Genomic DNA, 19253 nt, shown 5'->3' with positions numbered 1-19253 from the left:
CCCTCTCACGTTAATAATCATCCATGAATCAACGACTGGTCATTACCTTTACATTTGACAATAATATTTTTATAAAGTTCATAATTCAGGCTAAAAAATACCTGACGTATTTATCAACTTCGGGGTTTCCAAGCCTTGCTGAATCGATAAAAACCTGATCATTTTTAAGCCTGTAAGCCGCATGTTTGAAAGCTCCAGGATACTCTGCAATTAAGTCAAGCATATACTCGCGATCATTTAACAAGGTTTTACTGGCATATCGCAAGTGACAAACGCCTTGTTTAATTACACTATTAATAATGCTTTTATCTCTTCGAATTCTTTCACTGGCATACTCCAGAGCATCTGGACTCTGTTTGATAGCGGCCTTGACAACGTCATCATCATCCTGAAGTTTCGAGCTGGCGTCGATCAGACAACAGCCTCTCTGAGTAACTGCGGCTATGACAACCTGTTTATCATTCCTCAGTTCCTGACTTGCATATTTCAGGTTAGATGGATGCCCTGTAACAGCTTCTAATACAAGCTCTTTATCACTTCGAATCCGTTGGCTGACATATTCCAGTCCATCTTTCACCAGGGCTTTCTTCACCGTTCCTTTGATATCCGAAAGCGACTGAGACGGTGGAACATCAAATGTCAGCGTGTAATCCCGTGATGGTTTGATAATAAAGTATTGATCTCTCAAATGCGGATAAAAGTACTCAATCAGTCCTATAGAGTAATGGCGATTTGACAATAAAAAATGATGTAAGAGCTCCCTGCGGATATCCTCACTAATCTCAACACTCATTAAAATTTCCCTTAGACTATCCTCCGGTTTTTTCTTGGAATTTACTAACGCCAGACACTCCCCTAACTGCTCAGCATAATAAACAAACTGTTGAAGGTGGTTGCTTAGTAACTGGCAGCATTCGGGAACAAGACGGCATAAACGCAGATAATACATTGTGAAAAGACAATATTGAAAGGTGAATCTATCGGCTTCTGTCATAGCATCGGAATTAAGGCGTTGTGCAAGCAAGTTAAAATCCCAATGATTTTCTGCAAATGTCTTTCTGTCAGTAAAGAAAATATCAAGCTCAGACATATCACTTAACACAATCATCAGTTTTTCAAAGGCATCCTGCATGGCTTTGCATGATGTTATGCCGGAGTATTCGACGATAATTTCACCCGCCACGGCGTTACAACCCAGCTTCATGCTATCAGCCTCCTTACCCAGCTTGATCGTTTTCAGTAGCTGCACTAAAAACCACATACGTTTTAACTTACCGTATTCATCACTGCCATCAGGGCTCCGAAACTGGTCAGAAAATTTCAGCCGCAAGGTTCGTCCTTTACCTCCCTCTGCGTTTTCAAGCAGCTCGACAAGGCTCATATGACTGCCAAGCTTCAGGTTAACAATCAAGGCAGTATCCATACTGATGACAGTCCCCGAGAGCCCTGATTCTTCAATGGATACTTTGTCGGACGGTCTCAATAACGGCGTTTTTGCGCCCGGTGTCGTGCAATCAACATAAGTAATGTAATTTGCCGTAGATACCTCACCCTGATCCGAAGCCAGTGTGACCGGTGCCAATGCCTCCACAAAACGCTGATGCAAGGCAAAAATCAGCTCATGGACACTTCGCACCTGCTCAGCACTTTTAGGGTTGAGTGCTTGAAGACAGGATTGCAGCTGATGACAGTCTGCCAGCCACTGACGAAAGCTTACCGGGGATACCTTCTCTTTTTCAGCGGCTTGCATGGGAGGAGTGATACGCTCTAACCCGGATTGAATGGTCTGTTTCAGCATCCCGAACCGGTCGCTCAGCAGCGGTAATTCTTGCCGCAATGACTCGACTCTGTCTGAACTCTTCTTAACAGCCAGTTGCAGGAATGCCTCGTACCCATCCAGCAGCGCTTGAGCCCCATGAACCAGTCGATTTACGCTGTCCAGGGTCTCTGCCAATAGCTTTGATCGTTGTGGCGACATGCTCAGTTTTACCGGGTTTGCCAGACAATCCAGACCGCCGCCGGTGGCAAAAAATGCCAACAGGCGGGCATTTTGATCCGTGAGCCATTGAAAACCGCTGGCGACCTGACGGAGTGCGCCTTCTGAGAGGGACAATTCATCCCATGCAGGGATGGCTTTTGCTGAAGGCTCATCAGAAACAGCGGAGGATAGAATGCCGTGACTCAACAGTTTCCCGGTCATGTCACCGGCAACAATAAAGGCACCGGGCTTACCTTCAAAGCGGGCACAGGCCAGCGTCGCCTGTTGGCCAACCTGAGCGGCCACGGACTCAAACTGGTCACCGGCCAGCATCAGGGTTTTTCGTTGCTGTTTCATCAGGATCGCGACATGATCATTGAAGCCGCCTGTGGCAGTAACAAAGCCTCCTGCCCGCTCCAGGAACCGGTGCTCAAGCATCCAGTCTTTAGCGTGTCGGGCCACGACAATGGCTCCCTCTGGCATAGAGCCTGCCGCTTGTTCTTCAGCCAGCCAGAGTGGTCCGGTGCAATAGCCTTCGCTGACACCCTCGCCAATGGCCAGGGTCTCTTCGGGTATGGACATGGCGAAATCCAGGCCGCCGGAGAGTCGGGTGACAGGACGCACCTGCAACAGGAACAGACGACCTTGATGGTCTATGGCAAACTCCACATCCACGGGGCAGAGCAACAGTTTTTCCAGCTTTGTCACCATCGCCCTGAGGTCTGAAATCATGTCATCAGTGAGTTGATGTTCAACGTCGTTTGATTGGGCATCGGCATCATCCATTCTTATTTCCGAATAGCCATTATTGTCTTTGCGCAGGATGTAATGATTCGAGATGGTCCCGGGAAAGTATTGATAGCTGTCGGCGCCTTCCTTGCGAAAAATATCAATACGATGGGGCCTGTTACCGGACTGCCCGGCCACTATCCCTCTGGGCTGCCCCCGTGTGAACTCAACCCTGACGGTATCATCATCAAAGGATTGAAAACTCATGGCGACTCCGCCGTGCAGGCAGTCAATACACTCCTGGATAATCAGCGCCATGGGTTGCGGTATGCCTTCGGAACAGACTTCAGGCCGGTAAGCTGAGGCCATAACCTTTAGACAGGTTCGCAAAATATCCTCATCTCCCTGAACTTCCGAAAGGTATTTGCCCGCCTGGGCATCGCCGTAGTTATCTTCATTGATGCCGGAACTGCGGACAATAAGCGGCCCTGATGTTGATAGTCCGTGATCCCTGATGTGTCGGGCCGCTTCAGAATCTTTAACCTGCTCATAAAAGTCATCACTGGCAATAAAGTTCGCCAGACCTGCCAGCCAGCTGTCTCTTCTGGCTTGCTCTGAAGGCAGCAACGCATTGAGGCGTTCCCTGATGTTTGCCAGACTGATCTCCGCCTCCGGTTCATTGCCGATCCCGGGGAAACAGGGTTCCAGACGCTGGCTATCCAGAGGGTATTGTTCCAGCGCATTGGTGACCTGAGTTGTCACACACTGAAACGGTGGCACAGACAAACCGGCTGCTTTCATGCGCTGCAAAAACATTCCCTTGCCACCAAGCAGTTCCCGGTTGGCAACAGAACAATGAGCAGCCTGATCTGCAACAGGTGAGCTGCATTTTCGCCTGGCTAGTGACCTTGTGTCGGGAACGCCAGCGGGTTCAGGATCACCAAGATACTTTTTGGCTGAACGATCAGCCTCAGTCTTATGATTGGGGACAATTGACAGACTTTGAAAATCTGATCTGCCAATGGTTGCAGGTGGTAAAGGTAACATAAAGATATCCCTCTCACGTTAATATTCATCCATGAATCAACGACTGGTGATTATCTTTACGTTTGACAATCATGTTTTTATAAAGTTCCCCCGTCAGCTTCAGGCACGCAGTAGAAACAACAACAGGGTTGGCACTGGTCCACATTTTCTGAATCGGTCAGGCCTTATTTGCAGATTATCTGAGGTATTTACGAAGTTCGGGGTTTCTTTGTTTTGCGGCATTGATAAATTTTTTATCATCTTTAAGCTTTACAGCAGCATAATGGAAAGCCTGAGGATTTTTTGCAATTAAGTCGAGCATGCACTCGCGATCACTCAAAACCTTTTCGCTGGCAAATGATAAGGGATAAGTACTCTCAGCAATGGCCATTCGAATAATGTTTTTATCGTTTCGGAGTCTTTCACTGGCATAATTCAGAGCTAAGGGATTTTTTTCGACAGCGGCCATAACAATATCGCTGTCATTCCTCAGCTCCACACTCAAATATTGCAGTTGTTTGGGATGTTTTGAAATGGCGGGTAATACAAAGTCTCTATCATTGCGAACCCGTTGGCTGGCATATTCCAAACCATGCTTCAGCACGGCATTCCTGACCTTTTCTTTATGATCTCCAGACAGTGGCTGAGGTGGCGCATAAAATTCCAATCTGTAACCATAAGATGGCTTGATAACAAAGTATTGATCTCCCAGGTCATACAGTTGTTCAACCAATCGGGTAGCGCTTTTGGGATCGAATAATAAAAAATGATGTAAGAGTTCCTTGCGGATATCCTCACTCATCTCATCACTCATTAAGATTTCCCGCAGACTCTCTTTCGGTTTGTTCTTAAGCAACAACGACCACTGACACGCGCCCAACCGGCGGGCATGATGAGCAACCTCTTGCTGGTGTTTGCTTAACAGCCAGCAGAAAGCGGCAGTCGAGTATTGACCACCCGCAATCCGATAAAACATGACAAAAAGGCAATGTTGAAAGGCAAATCTATCCGCTCCTGTGGCAACATCACGTTCAAGGCGTTGTGCAAGCAGGTTAAAGTCCCACTGACTTCCTTCAAAAATGGGACTGCACTTCAAATGCAGATCCAGATCAGACATAGCAGGTAAGACAGTGATCAGTTTTTCAAAGGCATCCTGCATAGCTGGACGTGTTGTCATTCGGGAACATTCGACGATAATTTCACCCGCTACGGCGTTATAACTTAGCTTCATGTTATCAGGATTATCAGCCAGTTTGATCTCTCTCAGTAATTGCGCGAGAAACCACATACGCATTAACTTGCCGGATTTACCTGCGTAATCAGTGCTAACAAACTGGTCAGAAAATGTCAGCCGCAAGGTGCGTCCTTTCCCTCCCTCTGCGCGTTCAAGCAGTTCGATAAGGCCAACATGGCTGCCAAGATCCAGGTTAACAATCAAGGCTTCATCCATACTGATAAGAGTCCCTGAAAGCCCTGACTCTTCCATGAATGCTCTGCTGGACTGCCTCAACAGCGGCGCCTCTTCACCCTGGGTCGTGCAATCAACGTAGGTGATTTTCCTTTTTATGGACAGACTGTCCTGACCCGAGGCCAGAGTGACTGGTGCCAGCGCTTTCACGAAACGCTGATGCAGGGCAAAAATCAGCTCATGGACACTCCGGACCTGCTCAGCCTCCTCAGGGTTAAGTGTTTGAAGACAGGATTGTAGCCGACAACAGTCTGCTACCCACTGACGAAACATTACCGGGGATAGCTTCCCTTTTTCAGTGGCTTGCATGGGAAGAATAATACGCTTTAACCCGGATAGAATGGTTTTTTTCAACATTGCGAACCGGTCGTTCAATTGCGGTACTTCTTGTCGCAATGACCTGACCCTGTGTGAACACCTCTTACCAGCCAGTTGCAAGAATGTCCCATACCCATCCAGCAGAGCTTGAGCCCCATCAACCAGCCGATTTACACTGTCGCAGGTCTCTGCCAGTCGCTTTGATCGTTGTGGCGACATACTCAGTTTTACCGGATTTGCCAGACAGTCCAGCCCGCCGCTGGAGGCAAAAAATGCCAACAGCCGGGCATTTTGATCCGTGAGCCATTGAAAACCGCTGGCGACCGTATGGAATGTGTCGTCTGAGGGGGACAAATCATCCCGTGACGGGACGGCTTTTACTGGCGGCAGATCAGACAGGCTTCCATGACTCACAAGCTCCCCGGTAATGTCACCGGCAACAATAAAGGCTCCGGACTTTCCGTTAAAGTGGGCACAGGCCAGCGTCACCTGTTGGCCAGGCTTAGCGGCCACTGCCGCGAACTGACTAGCGGCCAGCATCAGGGCTTTTCGTTTCTGTTTCATGGCAATCGCTACATGATCATTGAACCCTCCTGTGGCAGTGACAAAGCCTCCTGCCCGCTTCAGGAACCCGGGCTCAAGCATCCAGTCTTCAGCGTGTCGGGCCACCACTATGGCTCCGTCTGGCATAGAGTCTGCCGCTGCTTCTTCAGCCAGCCAGAGCGGTCCGGTGCAATAGCCTTCGCTGACACCCTCGCCGATGGCCAGGGTCTCTTCGGGTATGGGTATGGCGAAATCCAGGCCGCCAGAGAGTCGGGTGACAGGACGCACCTGCAACAGAAACAGGCGACCTTGATGGTCTATGGCAAACTCCACATCCACGGGGCAGAGCAAAAGTTTTTCCAGCTCTGTCACCATCTGCCTGAGGTCTGAAACCATGTCATCAGTGAGTTGTTGCTCAACGTCGTTTGATTGGGCATCGGCATCATCAATTCTTGTTTCTGAATAGCCGTTATTGTCCTTTTGCAGGATAAAGTGACTCGAGACCGTCCCGGGAAAGAATTGAAAGCGGTCAGTTTCTTCTTTGCTATCCCCGCGATAAATATCGATGCGGTGGGGCCTGTTACCAGACTGCCCTGCCACTACGCCTCTGGGCTGCCCCTTTGTGTACTCAACCCTGACGGTACCATCGTTAAAGGATTGAAAGCTCATGGTAACCCCGCCGTATTGGCAGTCAATGCACTGTTGGATGACCAGTGCCATGGGGGAGGGTATGCCTTCGGAACAGACTTCAGGTCGGTAAGCTGAAGCCATAACCCTGAGGCAGGTACGCAAAACATCCTCATCTCCCTGAACGTCCGAGAGGTATTTGCCCGCCTGGGCATCGCCGAAGTTATCTTCATTAATGCCGGAACTGCGGACAATAACCGGCTGTGATGTGCAGGGTCCATCCAGCTGACGACGCAGATCCCTGATTTTTTGAGCTGCTTCAGAATTTTTAACCTGTTCGTAACAGTCATCACTGGCAATAAATTCTGCCAGACCCGCCAACCATTTATCTCTTTTGGTTTGCTCCGAAGGTGGCAAGGCATTGAGGTATTCCCTGATCTTCGTCAGGCTGGTCTGTGCCTGCTGTCCGTGGTCAATCCCGGGAAGATAGCGGGATAAACGACGGGTATCCAGAGAATAACGTGCAAGAGCAGCCATGACCCCGGTTGGAACACATTGGAATGGCGGAACAGATAAACCGGTTTTGCTCATGCGCCACAAAAACATCCCCTTGCCTCCAAGTTGTTCGCGGAGTGTGTCAGCCTGATCTGAATCAGACAAACCACAGAGACGCCGGGATAAAGGAGTTTGAATGGATCGAATGCCAAAGGACTGAGGGTCAATGAAATACTTTTCGGGTGAACTATCAGCTCGGTTATTCTGATTGGGAATCCTTCTCAGAATTGGAGGCTTTGATGTACCAAAATCAGCATTTAACATTATGACATCTCTCTTATGTTAATGTTTTCTGTTGTTTATTAGCTGACCCCGGAGTTTTTTATGATCTTACAACCAATAAGTTAGCAACGCAGCTTGCACTGGCCATTGCTGTCAGAACAGATCAGACACTATCTAAAAAATATCTGATGTATTTATCAACTTTGGGGTTTCTAAACATTACTGAATCGATAAAATTCTGATCACTTTTAAGCCCGGAAGCCACATATTGGAATGCTTCAGGATACTCTGCAATTAAGTCAAGCATATACTCGCGATCATTTAACAAAGTTTCACTGGCATCTTGCAAGTAAAAAACGCCATGTTTAATCACACTATTAATAATGCTTTTATCCCTTCGGATTCTTTCACTGGCAAACTCCAGAGCACCTGGATTCTGTTTGATAGCGGCTTTGATAACGTCATCATCATCCTGAAGTTTCGAGTTGACGTCAAACAGGAGACAGCCTCTCCGGGTGACTGCTGCTATGGCAACCTGTTTATCACCCCTCAGCTCCTTACCCGCATATTTCACATCAGATGGATGCCCTGCCAGGGCTTCTAATACAAGCTCTTTATCACTTCGAATCCCTTGGCTGACATATTCCAGCCCACCCTTCACCAAGGCTTCCTTCAACGTTCCTTTGATATCCAGCAGCGACTGAGACGGTGGAACATCAAAGGTCAGCGCGTAATCGCGTGATGGTTTGATAATAAAGTATTGACCTCTCAAATCCGGATAAAAATACTCAATCAGTCCTATAGAGTAATGGCGTTCTGATAATAAAAAATGATGCAAGAGCTCCCTGCGGAGATCCTCACTAATCTCAACACTCATTAAAATTTCCCTCAGACTGTCCTCCGGATTTTTCTCGGAATAGACCAACGCGCAACACTTCCCCAACTGCTCAGCATAATAAACAAACTGTTGAAGGTGGTTGCTTAACAACTGGCAGCATTCGGGATTAATACGGCAAAAATCCCTCAGATAATACATTGTAAAAAGACAATATTGAAAAGTGAATCTGTCGGCTTCTGTCATAACATCGGGATTAAGGCTTTGCGCTAGCAAGCTAAAGTCCCAATGATCTTCTGCAAATGTTTGCCTGTCCCTGAAGAAAAAATCAAGCTCAGCCATACCATTTAACACAATCATCAGTTTTTCAAAGGCATCCTGCATGGCTTTACGTGATTTCATACCGGGGTACTCGACGATAATTTCACCCGCCACGGTGTTACAACCCAGCTTCATGCTATCAGCCTCTTCACCCAGGTTGATCACTTTCAGTAGCTGCACTAAAAACCACATACGCTTTAACTTACCTTGCTCACCACTGCCATCAGGGCTTCGAAACTGGTCAGAAAATTTCAGCCGCAAGGTTCGTCCCTTACCCCCCTCTGTGTGTTCAAGCAGCTCGACAAGGCTCATATGACTTCCAAGCTTCAGGTTAACAATCAAGGCATCATCCATACTGACGACAGTTCCTGAAAGCTCTAAACCTTCTATGTACGCTCTTCCGGATGGCCTCAATAACGGTGCCTCTGCACCCGGTGTCGTGCAATCAACATAGATGATCTCATCAATCGTGGATACCTCACCCTGACCCGAAGCCAGAGTGACCGGTGCCAATGCCTCCACAAAACGTTGATGCAAGGCAAAAATCAGCTCATGGACACTTCGCACCTGCTCAGCGCTTTTCGGGTTGAGTGCTTGAAGACAGGATTGTAGCTGATGACAGTCTGCCACCCACTGACGAAAGTTTACGGGGGATACCTTCTCTGCTTCGGCAGCTTGCATGGGAAGAGTGATACGCTCTAACCCGAATTGAATGGCCTGTTTCAACATCCCGAACCGGTCGATCAGTTGCGGTAATTCATGCCGCAATGACTCGACTCTGTCTGAACTTTGCTTAACAGCCAGTTGCAGGAATGCCCCGTAACCATCCAGCAGCGCTTGAGCCCCATGAACCAATCGATTTACGCTGACACAGGTCTCAGCCAGTCGCTCTGATCGTTGTGGCGACATGCTCAGTTTTACCGGGTTTGCCAGACAATCCAGCCCGCCGCCGGAGGCAAAAAATGCCAACAGGCGGGCATTTTGATCCGTGAGCCATTGAAATCCGCTGGCGACCTGACGGAGTGCGCCTTCTGAGAGGGACAAATCATCCCATGAAAGGATGGCTTTTGCTGAAGGTTCATCAGAAACAGCAGAGGATAGAATGCCGTGACTCAACAGTTTCCCGGTCATGTCACCGGCAACAATAAAGGCACCGGGCTTACCTTCAAAGCGGGCACAGGCCAGCGTCGCCTGTTGGCCAACCTGAGCGGCCACGGACTCAAACTGGTCACCGGCCAGCATCAGGGTTTTGCGTTGCTGTTTCATCAGGATCGCTACATGATCATTGAAGCCGCCTGTGGCAGTAACAAAGCCTCCTGCCCGCTTCAGGAACCCGGGCTCAAGCATCCAGTCTTTAGCGTGTCGGGCCACGACAATGGCTCCCTCTGGCATAGAGCCTGCGGCTTGTTCTTCAGCCAGCCAGAGTGGTCCGGTGCAATAGCCTTCGCTGACACCCTCGCCAATGGCCAGAGTCTCTTCAGGTATGGGCATGGCGAAATCCAGGCCGCCAGAGAGTCGGGTGACAGGACGCACCTGCAACAGAAACAGGCGACCCTGATTGTCTATGGCAAACTCCACATCCACAGGGCAGAGCAAAAGTTTTTCCAGCTCTGTCACCATCTGCCTGAGGTCTGCAACCATGTCATCAGTGAGTTGTTGCTCAACGTCGTTCGATTGGGCATCGGCATCATCCATTCTTGTTTCCGAATAGCCGTTATTATTTTTGCGCAGGATGTAACGACTCGAGATCGTCCCGGGAAAGAATTGAAAGCTGTTAGTTTCTTCTTCACTATCCCCGCGATAAATATCGATGCGGTGGGGCCTGTTACCAGACTGCCCTGCCACTACACCTCTGGGCTGACCCATTGTGTACTCAACCCTGACGGTACCATCCTCAAAGGATTGAAAGCTCATGGCGACCCCGCCGTATTGGCAGTCAATGCACGCTTGGATGACCAGCGCCATGGGGGATGATATGCCTTCGGAACAGACTTCAGGTCGGTAAGCTGAAGCCATAACCCTGAGGCAGGTACGCAAAACATCCTCATCTCCCTGAACTTCCGAGAGGTATTTACCCGCCTGGGCATCGCCGTAGTTATCTTCATTAATGCCGGAACTGCGGACAATAACGGGCTGCGATTTGGAGGATCGGTCCAACTGTCGGCGCAGCCCCTTGATGTGTTGGGCCGCTTCAGAATCTTTAACCTGCTGGTAATAGTCATCACTGACAATAAATTGCACCAGACCCGCCAGCCAGTCATCCCTTTTGGTTTGCTCTGAAGGCAACATGGTATTGAGGTAGTCCCGGATGTTCTTCAGGCTGGTCTCCGTCGCCGGTTCATAAACAAACCCGGGAAAATAGCGCTCTAAAAGATGGCGATCGAGAGGGTGTTGTTCAAGCGCATGCATGACTTGAGTCGTAACACATTCGAAGTGCGGAACAGACAGACCGGCTTCTTTCATGCGCAACAAAAACATCCCCTTGCCCCCGAGTTGTTCCCGTTTGGAGGGAGAATAGCCAGCAGCCTGATCTGAAGCAGGAGAACGGCAGGTGCGCCCGGTAATCGACGTTGGGTCGCGAACGCAACTGGGATCAAGACCACTGAAATATCTTTCCGGTGATCTGTTGACCTCAGTATTCTGATTGGGAACGGTTGCCACGCTTTGAGAGTTTGAAATGTCAAATCTAGTTGCAGGTAACATCAAGATATCCCTTTCATGTTATGTATTCGTTTCGCACCCTTTGACTGGCACCCGGATCGAAGGCACCAGACTCATCGTTAAAACAGGGGCAGACCAGCGTTAACGTCCAGCATCAAAATTTTTCCTTTCTCTTTCATGAGGGTCGCTACAGTGTCAGTGATGAGTTCTGCTTTGGCCAGGACAAAGCCGCCTGCCCGTTCCAGGAACTCAGGCTCAAGCATCCAGTCTTCAATGTATGGGGCCGAGACAATGGCACCATCTGGCATAGATTCTGCGTCCCATTTTTTGGCCAACCAGATTGGTCTGGTGCACAAGCCTTCGCTGCCCTCCTCGCCGATGGCCAGGGTCGCTTCGGAATGTTTAACCTGTACGTAATAGTCATCACTGGCAACAGGTGGTGCCAGGCCCTGGATATTGCGCTTGGCTAGTGGCGTTGCTTCGGGAACACCAGTGGCTTTAAGATCGCCAAAATACCTTTTGTGTGAACTATCAGCACCGGTATTCTGATCGGGGACAGTAGCCAGACTTTCAGAGTCTGATCTGACAATGTTTGCAGGTGGTAAAGTGAACATAAAGACATCCCTCTCACGTTAATATTCATCCATGACTCAATGGCGAGCCGCTACTTTAATTTGACAATCACGTTTTTATAAAGTTCCCCCGACAGCTTCAGGCACGCAGTAGTAAAAACAACAACAGACTGGTAACAGGCTTTGCACCGGTAGAATTCGCAAATTCACCGATCAAATAAAAACCAGTATTCTTTTCGCACCCTTTGACTGGCATGTTCAATCTCATGCTTCAGCAAGGCTTTTTCGACTTTTTCTCTATTTTGCCGCCAAAGCGGCTGATCCGGTGAAACAGCAAACCTCAGTTCGTAACCTTGTGATGGTTCGACAACAAAGTATTTATCTCTCAAATGGGGATACACATCCTCAGTCAATTGACTAGCGATGCTGGGCTTATACGTTAAAAGATGATGAAAGAGTTTCCTGCGCGTGTCATCAGTAATCTTGTCATTCATTAAAACTTCCCGAAGCTGGCGCAGCGGTTTACAATCATACTCTGCCAACCGGCGAGCCTGATCAATAAACTGTTGGTAGGGGTTGGTTAATAATCGGTAGCAATCTTCAGTGATGTAATTTCGTGTACCATGAACCAGTACGAAGAGGCATTGTTGAAAGACGAATCTATCAGTTTCTGTCGTAACATCGCCATTAAGGCGTTGTTCAAGCAAGTTAAAGTTCCACTGATCTCTTTCAAAAATGACTTTTCCATTTAAATATAAATCCAGATTGCTAATGACCTTTAATGCCGTCATCAGTTCTACAATAATATCCTGCCTGGTTTTAACCAGTGGCATTCGAGCGCATTCGACAGTAATTTCTCCCACTACGGCATTGCAGCTTAGCTTCATAGCATCAGCATTTTTATCCAGTTCGATTGCTTTCAGTAACCGCGCCAAAAACCACATACGTTTTAACTTCCCAGGTGCATCACTGCCATCAGGGCTATAAAATTTGTCAGAGAATTTTAGCCGAAAGGTTCGACCTTTTCCCCCCTCTGCATGCTCGAATAGCTCGATAACAGTCTTATGATCACCAAGATCCAGGGTAACAATAAAGGCATCATCCATACTGACGACAGTCGCTTTAGACTCTAACTTATCGATGGATGCAACGGTCGGGCTCAATAGCGGAGCCTCTTCACCCCGGGTCGTGCAATCAGCATAGGTGATGTCATTTATTTTAGATAGCCTGCCCTGACCCGAGTCCAGAGTAACCTGTCCCAACGCCTTTACGAAGCGCTGATGCAAAGCAAAAATCAGCTCATGGACACTACGGACCCACTCAGCCTTCCGGGGACTGAGTGCCTGAAGACAGGATTGTAGCTGATAACAGTCTGCCACCCACTGATGAAATATTCCCGGGGATAGCTGTCCTTTGTCGGAGGCTTGCATGGGAAGAGTGATACGCTTCAACCCGGATTGAATGGTCTTTTTCAGCTTCTCGAACCGGTTGATCAGTTGCGTTACTTCATGCTGCAATGACACGACACTGTATGAACATCTCTCTCCAGCCAGTTGCAAGAATAAACCGTACCCATCCAGCAGCGCTTCAGCCCCATGAACCAGTAGATTTACGCTGTCACAGGTCTCTGCCAGTCGCTTTGATCTTTGCGGCGACATGCTCAGTTTTACCGGGTTTGCCAGACAATCCAGTCCGCCGCCGGAGGCAAAAAATGCCAACAGGCGGGCATTTTGATCCGTGAGCCATTGAAAACCACTCGCGACCTGACGGAGTGCGCCTTTCGGGAGGGACAAATCATCCCATGAAGGGATGGCTTTTGCTGGCGGCACATCAGAAACAGCAGAGGATAGACTTTGGTGACTCAGCAGTTTCCCGGTCATGTCACCGACAACAATAAAAGCTCCGGGTTTACCGTTAAAGCGGGCACAGGCCAGCGTCGCCCGTTTGCCAACCAGAGCGGCCACAGCCTCAAACTGGCCAGCCGCCAGCATCAGGGTTTTTTGTTGCTGTTTCATCAGGATCGCTACATGATCATTGAATCCTCCTGTAGCGGTGACAAAGCCTCCTGCACGCTTCAGGAACCCGGGCTCAAGCATCCAGTCTTGAGCGTGTCGGGCCACGACAATGGCTCCCTCTGGCATGGAGTCTGCCGCTGATTCTTGAGCCAGCCAGAGTGATCCGGTGCAGTAGCCTTCGCTGACACCTTCGCCGATGGCCAAGGTCTCTTCGGGTATGGGCATGGCAAAGTCGAGGCCGCCGGAGAGTCGGGTGACAGGGCGCACCTGCAACAAGAGCAGGCGGCCCTGATGATCTATGGCAAACTCCACATCCACGGGGCAGAGCAACAGTTTTTCCAGCTTTGTCACCATCTCCTTCAGGTCTGAAATCATGCCATCAGTAAGTTGTTGTTCAACGTCGTTTGATTGGCTATCGCCATCATCAATTCTGGTTTCCGAGTAGCCGTTATTGTCCTTATGCAGGATAAAGTGACTCGAGATCTTCCCGGGAAAGAATTGAAAGCTTTTAGTTTCTTCTTTGCTATCCCCGCGATAAATATCGATGCGGTGGGGCGTGTTGCCGGACTGCCCTGCTACTACGCCTTTGGGCTGACCCTTTGTGTACTCAACCCTGATGGTGCCATCCTCAAAGGATTGAAAGCTCATGGCGACCCCACCGTATTTGCAGTCAATGCATTGTTGGATGACCAGTGGCATGGGGGAGGGTACGCCTTCGGAACAGACTTCAGGCCGGTAAGCTGAAGCCATAATCTTGAGGCAGGTACGCACAATATCCTCTTCTCCCTGAACTTCTGAGCGGTATTTGCCCGCCTGGGCATCGCCGTAGTTATCTTCATTGATGCCGGAACTGCGGACAATAACGGGCTTTGATTTGGAGGATCGGTGCAACTGTCGGCACAGCCCCCTGATATGTTGGGCCGCTTCAGAATCTTTAACCTGCTGGTAATAGTCATCACTGGCAATAAATTGTTCCAGACCCGCCAGCCAGTGATTCCTTTTAGTTTGCTCTGACGGCGGCAAGGCATTGAGGCATTGCCTGATGCTCGTCAGGCTGGGCTCTGCCTTCAATACACAGCCAATCTCAGGGAGATAGCGGTCTAAACGATGGCTATCCAGAGGCTGTTGTTCAAGGGCATTCATGACTTGAGCAGTAACACACTCAAATGCTGGAACAGACAGACCGGCTTTCTTCATGCGCCACAAAAACATTCCCTTGCCCCCAAGTTGCTCCCGGTCGCCGGGAGAACAGTCAGCAGCCGGTGAACGGCAACTGCGTTCGGCCAGTGGCGCTGGATCGACAACAACTCCGGGACTAACATTACCGAAATGTCTTTTGGGTGAACTATTAGCCCCGTTATTCTGATTGGAATGAGTTGCCGGGCTTTGTGGATCCGTTTTTTTTAAAAAAGTTGTATCTAACATCAACCACCGCCATTAAATAAATTGATTACTTAACTTTCGACAACGGTTTTTTTATAAAGTTCACCCATTGGCCTTAAGAAATACCACAACGCATTTCATCGACCAATGTTGTCAGAGTCAATCTGATATTCTCCAAACGGCCCCCGATGTATCTAATAACTTTGGGATTTCTTAGCTTTGCTGCATCGATAAAAGTCTGATCATACATAAACTTGAGAGCTGCATATTCGATAGCACCAGGATCCACTGCAATTAAGTCGAGCATATACTCGCGATCACTCAACAGGCTTTCCCTGACATCCTTTAAACATTCAACATCTATAGCAACCAGCTCTTTAATAAAGTCTTTATCGCTTCGGATTCTTTCACTGGCAAACTGCAGAGATCTTGAAAACTTTTTGACAGCAGCCTTGACAACATCATAATCATCCTTGAATTTCGGTCGGAGGTATCCCAGTTCACAATCACAATTAGACACTAAGGCGATGGCGACATCTTTATCTTCCTTCAGTTCTTCACTAAAATGCCTCTGTTTTTCCGGACTTGTTATAATGGCTTCCAATACAAGTTCTTTATCACCTCGAATCCTTTGGCTGACGTCTTTCAGCCCATTCTTCACCAGGGCTTTGCTGACCTCTTCTTTAATATCCGAAAGAGACTGACTCGGTGGCACAGCAAACGTCGGCTTGAAATCGCGTGTTGGTTTGAGAATATAGTATTGGTCTCTATAACGGTCATAAAAATCCTCAAACGGTGGAATAGAGTAATGGGCTTCTAACAAAAAAAAATGATGTATCAGCTGCCTGCGGGTGCTCTCACTCAACTCATCACTTCTGAATATCTCCCTCAGACTGTCCTGCGGTTTTTCCCCGCGAACGACTAATTCCCGACACTCATGTAACTGCTCAGCAAAATGAACAATCTGTTGAAGGTGGTTGTTTAATAACTGGCGGCAAGCGGGACTAATAGTAATGCGGCTAACCTTCAGATAAGGTATTGCGAAAATGCAGTGTTGAAAGTTGAATGCATCAGTTTCTATTGTAACATCGGGATTAAGACGTTGCGCAAGCAGGTTAAAATCCCAACGAGATTCCTCCAGAATGACTGCTCTTTCAAAGGCTATATCGAAAGCATATATAGCTTCTAAGACAATCATCAGTTTTTTAAAGGCAGCCTGCATAGCTTCACGTGTTTTCATTCCCGGATATTCGACAATTAATTCACGCGCCACAGGGTTGCACGCGAGTTTCATGCCAGCAGCATTTTCATCCAGTTTGATCGCTTTCAGAAGTTGTGCCAGAAACCACACACGCTGAAACTTGCCATTACTACAAGCTGCATCGAAATCGTCAGAAAATTTCAGCCGCAAGGTTCGTCCTTTTCCACCCTCTGCGTTTTCAAGTAATTCAACAAGGCCCACATGCCCCCCTGCCCCTAATTTCAGATTAACGATCAATGCATCATCCATGCTGATGACAGTCGTTTTACGCCCTAACTGCCAGATGGATTCCTTGACGGACGGACTCAATAGTGGTGCCTTTTCACCCGACTTGCCCGGAGTTGTGCAATCAACAAAGGTGATGCGCTGTTTGTAGTTTGAGCTATCCCTAACCTGCTCCTCAGGTAGCCTGCCCTGACCCGACTCCAAAGTGACCGGTGCCAGGGCATCTATGAAGCGCTGATGCAGGGCAAAAATCAGCTCATGGACACTTCGCACCTGCACAGCGCTCTCGGGATTCAGTGCCTGAAGACAGGATCGCAGCTGATGACAGTCTGCCACCCAGTGACAAAAATCTCTCGGGTATGCCTGCCCCTTTTCAGCGGTTTGCATTGGCAGAATAATTCTCTCTAACACTGATTGAATAGTCTGTTTCAGCATTTCGAAACGTTTGCTCAGTTGCGGTAATTCTTTCCTCTTTGGCTTGAGCTGAGATAGATCACCGTTACCCGCCAGACTCAGGAAGGCCCGATACCCATCCAGCAGAGCTTCAGCCCCACCAACCAGTCGAATTACGCTGTCCTGAGTTTTTGCGAGTAGCTCTGATCGTTGTGGCGACATGCTTAATTTTACCGGGTTTGCCAGGCAATCCAGTCCGCCGCCGGGGGCAAACAATGCCAACAGGCGGGCATTTTGATCTGAAAGCCATTGAAAAGCACTGGCCACCTGAAGGAATGTGCCTTCAGGTGGGGTCAAATCATCCCTTGAGGGGACGGCCTCTGCTAAAAGTTCATCAGAAAATGCAGTAGACAGGCTTCTGTGACTGGTCAGCTTTCCGGAAAGGTCACCCGCAACGATAAAGGCTCCGGGCTCACCGTTAAAACGGGCGCAGGCCAGCGTCGCCTGTTGGCCACCCTGAGCGGCCAATGCCGCAAACTGTTCACCGGCCCGCATTAAGGGTACTTTTTCCTGTTTCAGGGAGATCGCTACATGATCATTGAACCCTGCTTCGGCCAGGACAAACCCTCCTGCCCGTTCCAGGAATTTGCGCTCAAGCATCCAATCTTCAGCGTGGTCAGCTACGACAATGGCTCCCTTCGGCATAGAGTCTGCCGCTTGTCGTTTGGCCAGCCAGAGTGGTCCGGTGCAGAAGCCTTCGCTGATACCCTCGCCAATGGCCAGAGCCTCTTCAGGTATGGGCATGGCAAAAACCATATCGCCAGAAAGTTGGGTAACAGGGCGCACCTGCACCACGAAACAGCGACCCTCAGGGTCGATAGCAAACTCTGCATCCACAGGGCAGAGCAACAGATTTTCGAGCTTTGTCAGCGCCTTTCTGAGTTTAGAAACCATTTTATCAGTGAGTCGCTGTCCACCTTCGTTTGATTGGACATCGGCATCATCAATTCTTTTTTCCGAATAGCCGTTATTGTTCTTTTCCAGGATAAAGTGGCTTGAGATCGTCCCGGGAAAGTATTGACAGCGGCCAGCCTCTTTTTTGCGATCCTCGCGAAAAATATCGATGCGGTGAGGCGTGTTACCAAACTGCCCTGCCACTGCGCCTCTGGGTTGACCGCGCGTGTACTCAATCCTGATGGTTTTATCCTGAGAGGATTGAAAACTCGTGCCGACCCCGCCATACAGGCAGTCAATACACTCCTGGATAATCAGCGCCATGGGTTGCGGTACACCTTCGGGGCAGACTTCAGGCCGGTAACCCGAGGCCATAACCTCAAGACAGGTACGCAAAACATCGTCTTCATTCTGAACTTTAGAGAGGTACTTGCCCGCCTGGGCATCGCCGTAGTTATCTTCATTGATGCCGGAACTGCGGACAATAACGGGCTTTGATTTGGAGGATCGGTCCAACTGTCGGCGCAGCCCCCTGATATGTTGGGCCGCTTCAGAATCTTTAACCTGTTGGTAATAGTCATCACTGGCAATAAATTCTGCCAGACCCGCCAACCAGTTATTCCTTTTGGTTTGCTCCGAAGGCGGCAAGGTATTGAGGTATTCCCGGATGTTCGTCAGGCTGGTCTCTGAGCCCCATTGAGGGTCGATTCCAGGAAGATAGCGGGCTAAACGATGGCTATCCAGAGGGTGTTGTTCCAGAGCATTCATAACCTGGGCAGTAACACATTTGAAGGGGGGAACAGACAGACCGGCTTCTTTCATACGCTGCAAAAACATACCCTTGCCGCCGAGCTGTTCCCGGTTGCCAGGAGAACGGTCAGCAGCCTGACGTGAGCGGCAGGTGCGCCTGGTGAGTGACTTTGGATCGGGTACGCCATCGGGATCAAGAACACTGAAATACTTTTTTGCAGGTGCACGATTAACCTCAGCAACCTGATCGGATTGAGTTGTCGGGCTTTGACGATTTAACAGGCCACAAGTAAAGGTAGATAGTTGCATCAGGATTCCCCCCCTATGTTATTGTTCTTCCCCGATTTAATCGCTACTGCAAAGAACGATTACTTATATAACTTTCGACAATGATTTTTTTATAAAGTTCACCCGTCG

General features: G+C 49.0%; 6 protein-coding genes. All 6 read right to left on the bottom strand.

Translation table 11 applies throughout. The annotated features are described in order from the left end of the window. Window positions 1-85: 85 nt before the first annotated feature. Window positions 86-3754, bottom strand: a complete 3669-nt coding sequence (locus ACOMHB_RS11705; protein WP_448216739.1) for a DUF4116 domain-containing protein — start codon at window positions 3752-3754, stop codon at window positions 86-88. A 175-nt stretch (window positions 3755-3929) separates the two neighbouring features. Further along, window positions 3930-7508: a DUF4116 domain-containing protein gene (locus tag ACOMHB_RS11700; protein WP_448216738.1), complete on the bottom strand. Its 3579-nt coding sequence runs from the start codon at window positions 7506-7508 to the stop codon at window positions 3930-3932. A gap of 121 nt (window positions 7509-7629) precedes the next feature. Beyond that, a complete protein-coding gene (locus ACOMHB_RS11695; RefSeq protein ID WP_448216737.1) occupies window positions 7630-11325 on the bottom strand; it encodes a PEP/pyruvate-binding domain-containing protein in 3696 nt (1231 codons plus the stop codon). A 77-nt stretch (window positions 11326-11402) separates the two neighbouring features. Beyond that, window positions 11403-11897, bottom strand: coding sequence for a hypothetical protein (locus tag ACOMHB_RS11690; protein ID WP_448216736.1), 495 nt, complete (start codon window positions 11895-11897; stop codon window positions 11403-11405). 164 nt (window positions 11898-12061) lie between these two features. Next, the gene (locus tag ACOMHB_RS11685) at window positions 12062-15295 is read right to left on the bottom strand and encodes a PEP/pyruvate-binding domain-containing protein (protein WP_448216735.1); all 3234 of its coding nucleotides are present in this window, start codon (window positions 15293-15295) and stop codon (window positions 12062-12064) included. 73 nt (window positions 15296-15368) lie between these two features. After that, window positions 15369-19145: a PEP/pyruvate-binding domain-containing protein gene (locus tag ACOMHB_RS11680; protein ID WP_448216734.1), complete on the bottom strand. Its 3777-nt coding sequence runs from the start codon at window positions 19143-19145 to the stop codon at window positions 15369-15371. Window positions 19146-19253: the final 108 nt, after the last annotated feature.

It is taken from the genome of Endozoicomonas sp. 2B-B, assembly GCF_053470045.1.
Note: the sequence above shows the minus strand (reverse complement) of the source record. Positions and strands in the feature narration are given on the sequence as shown.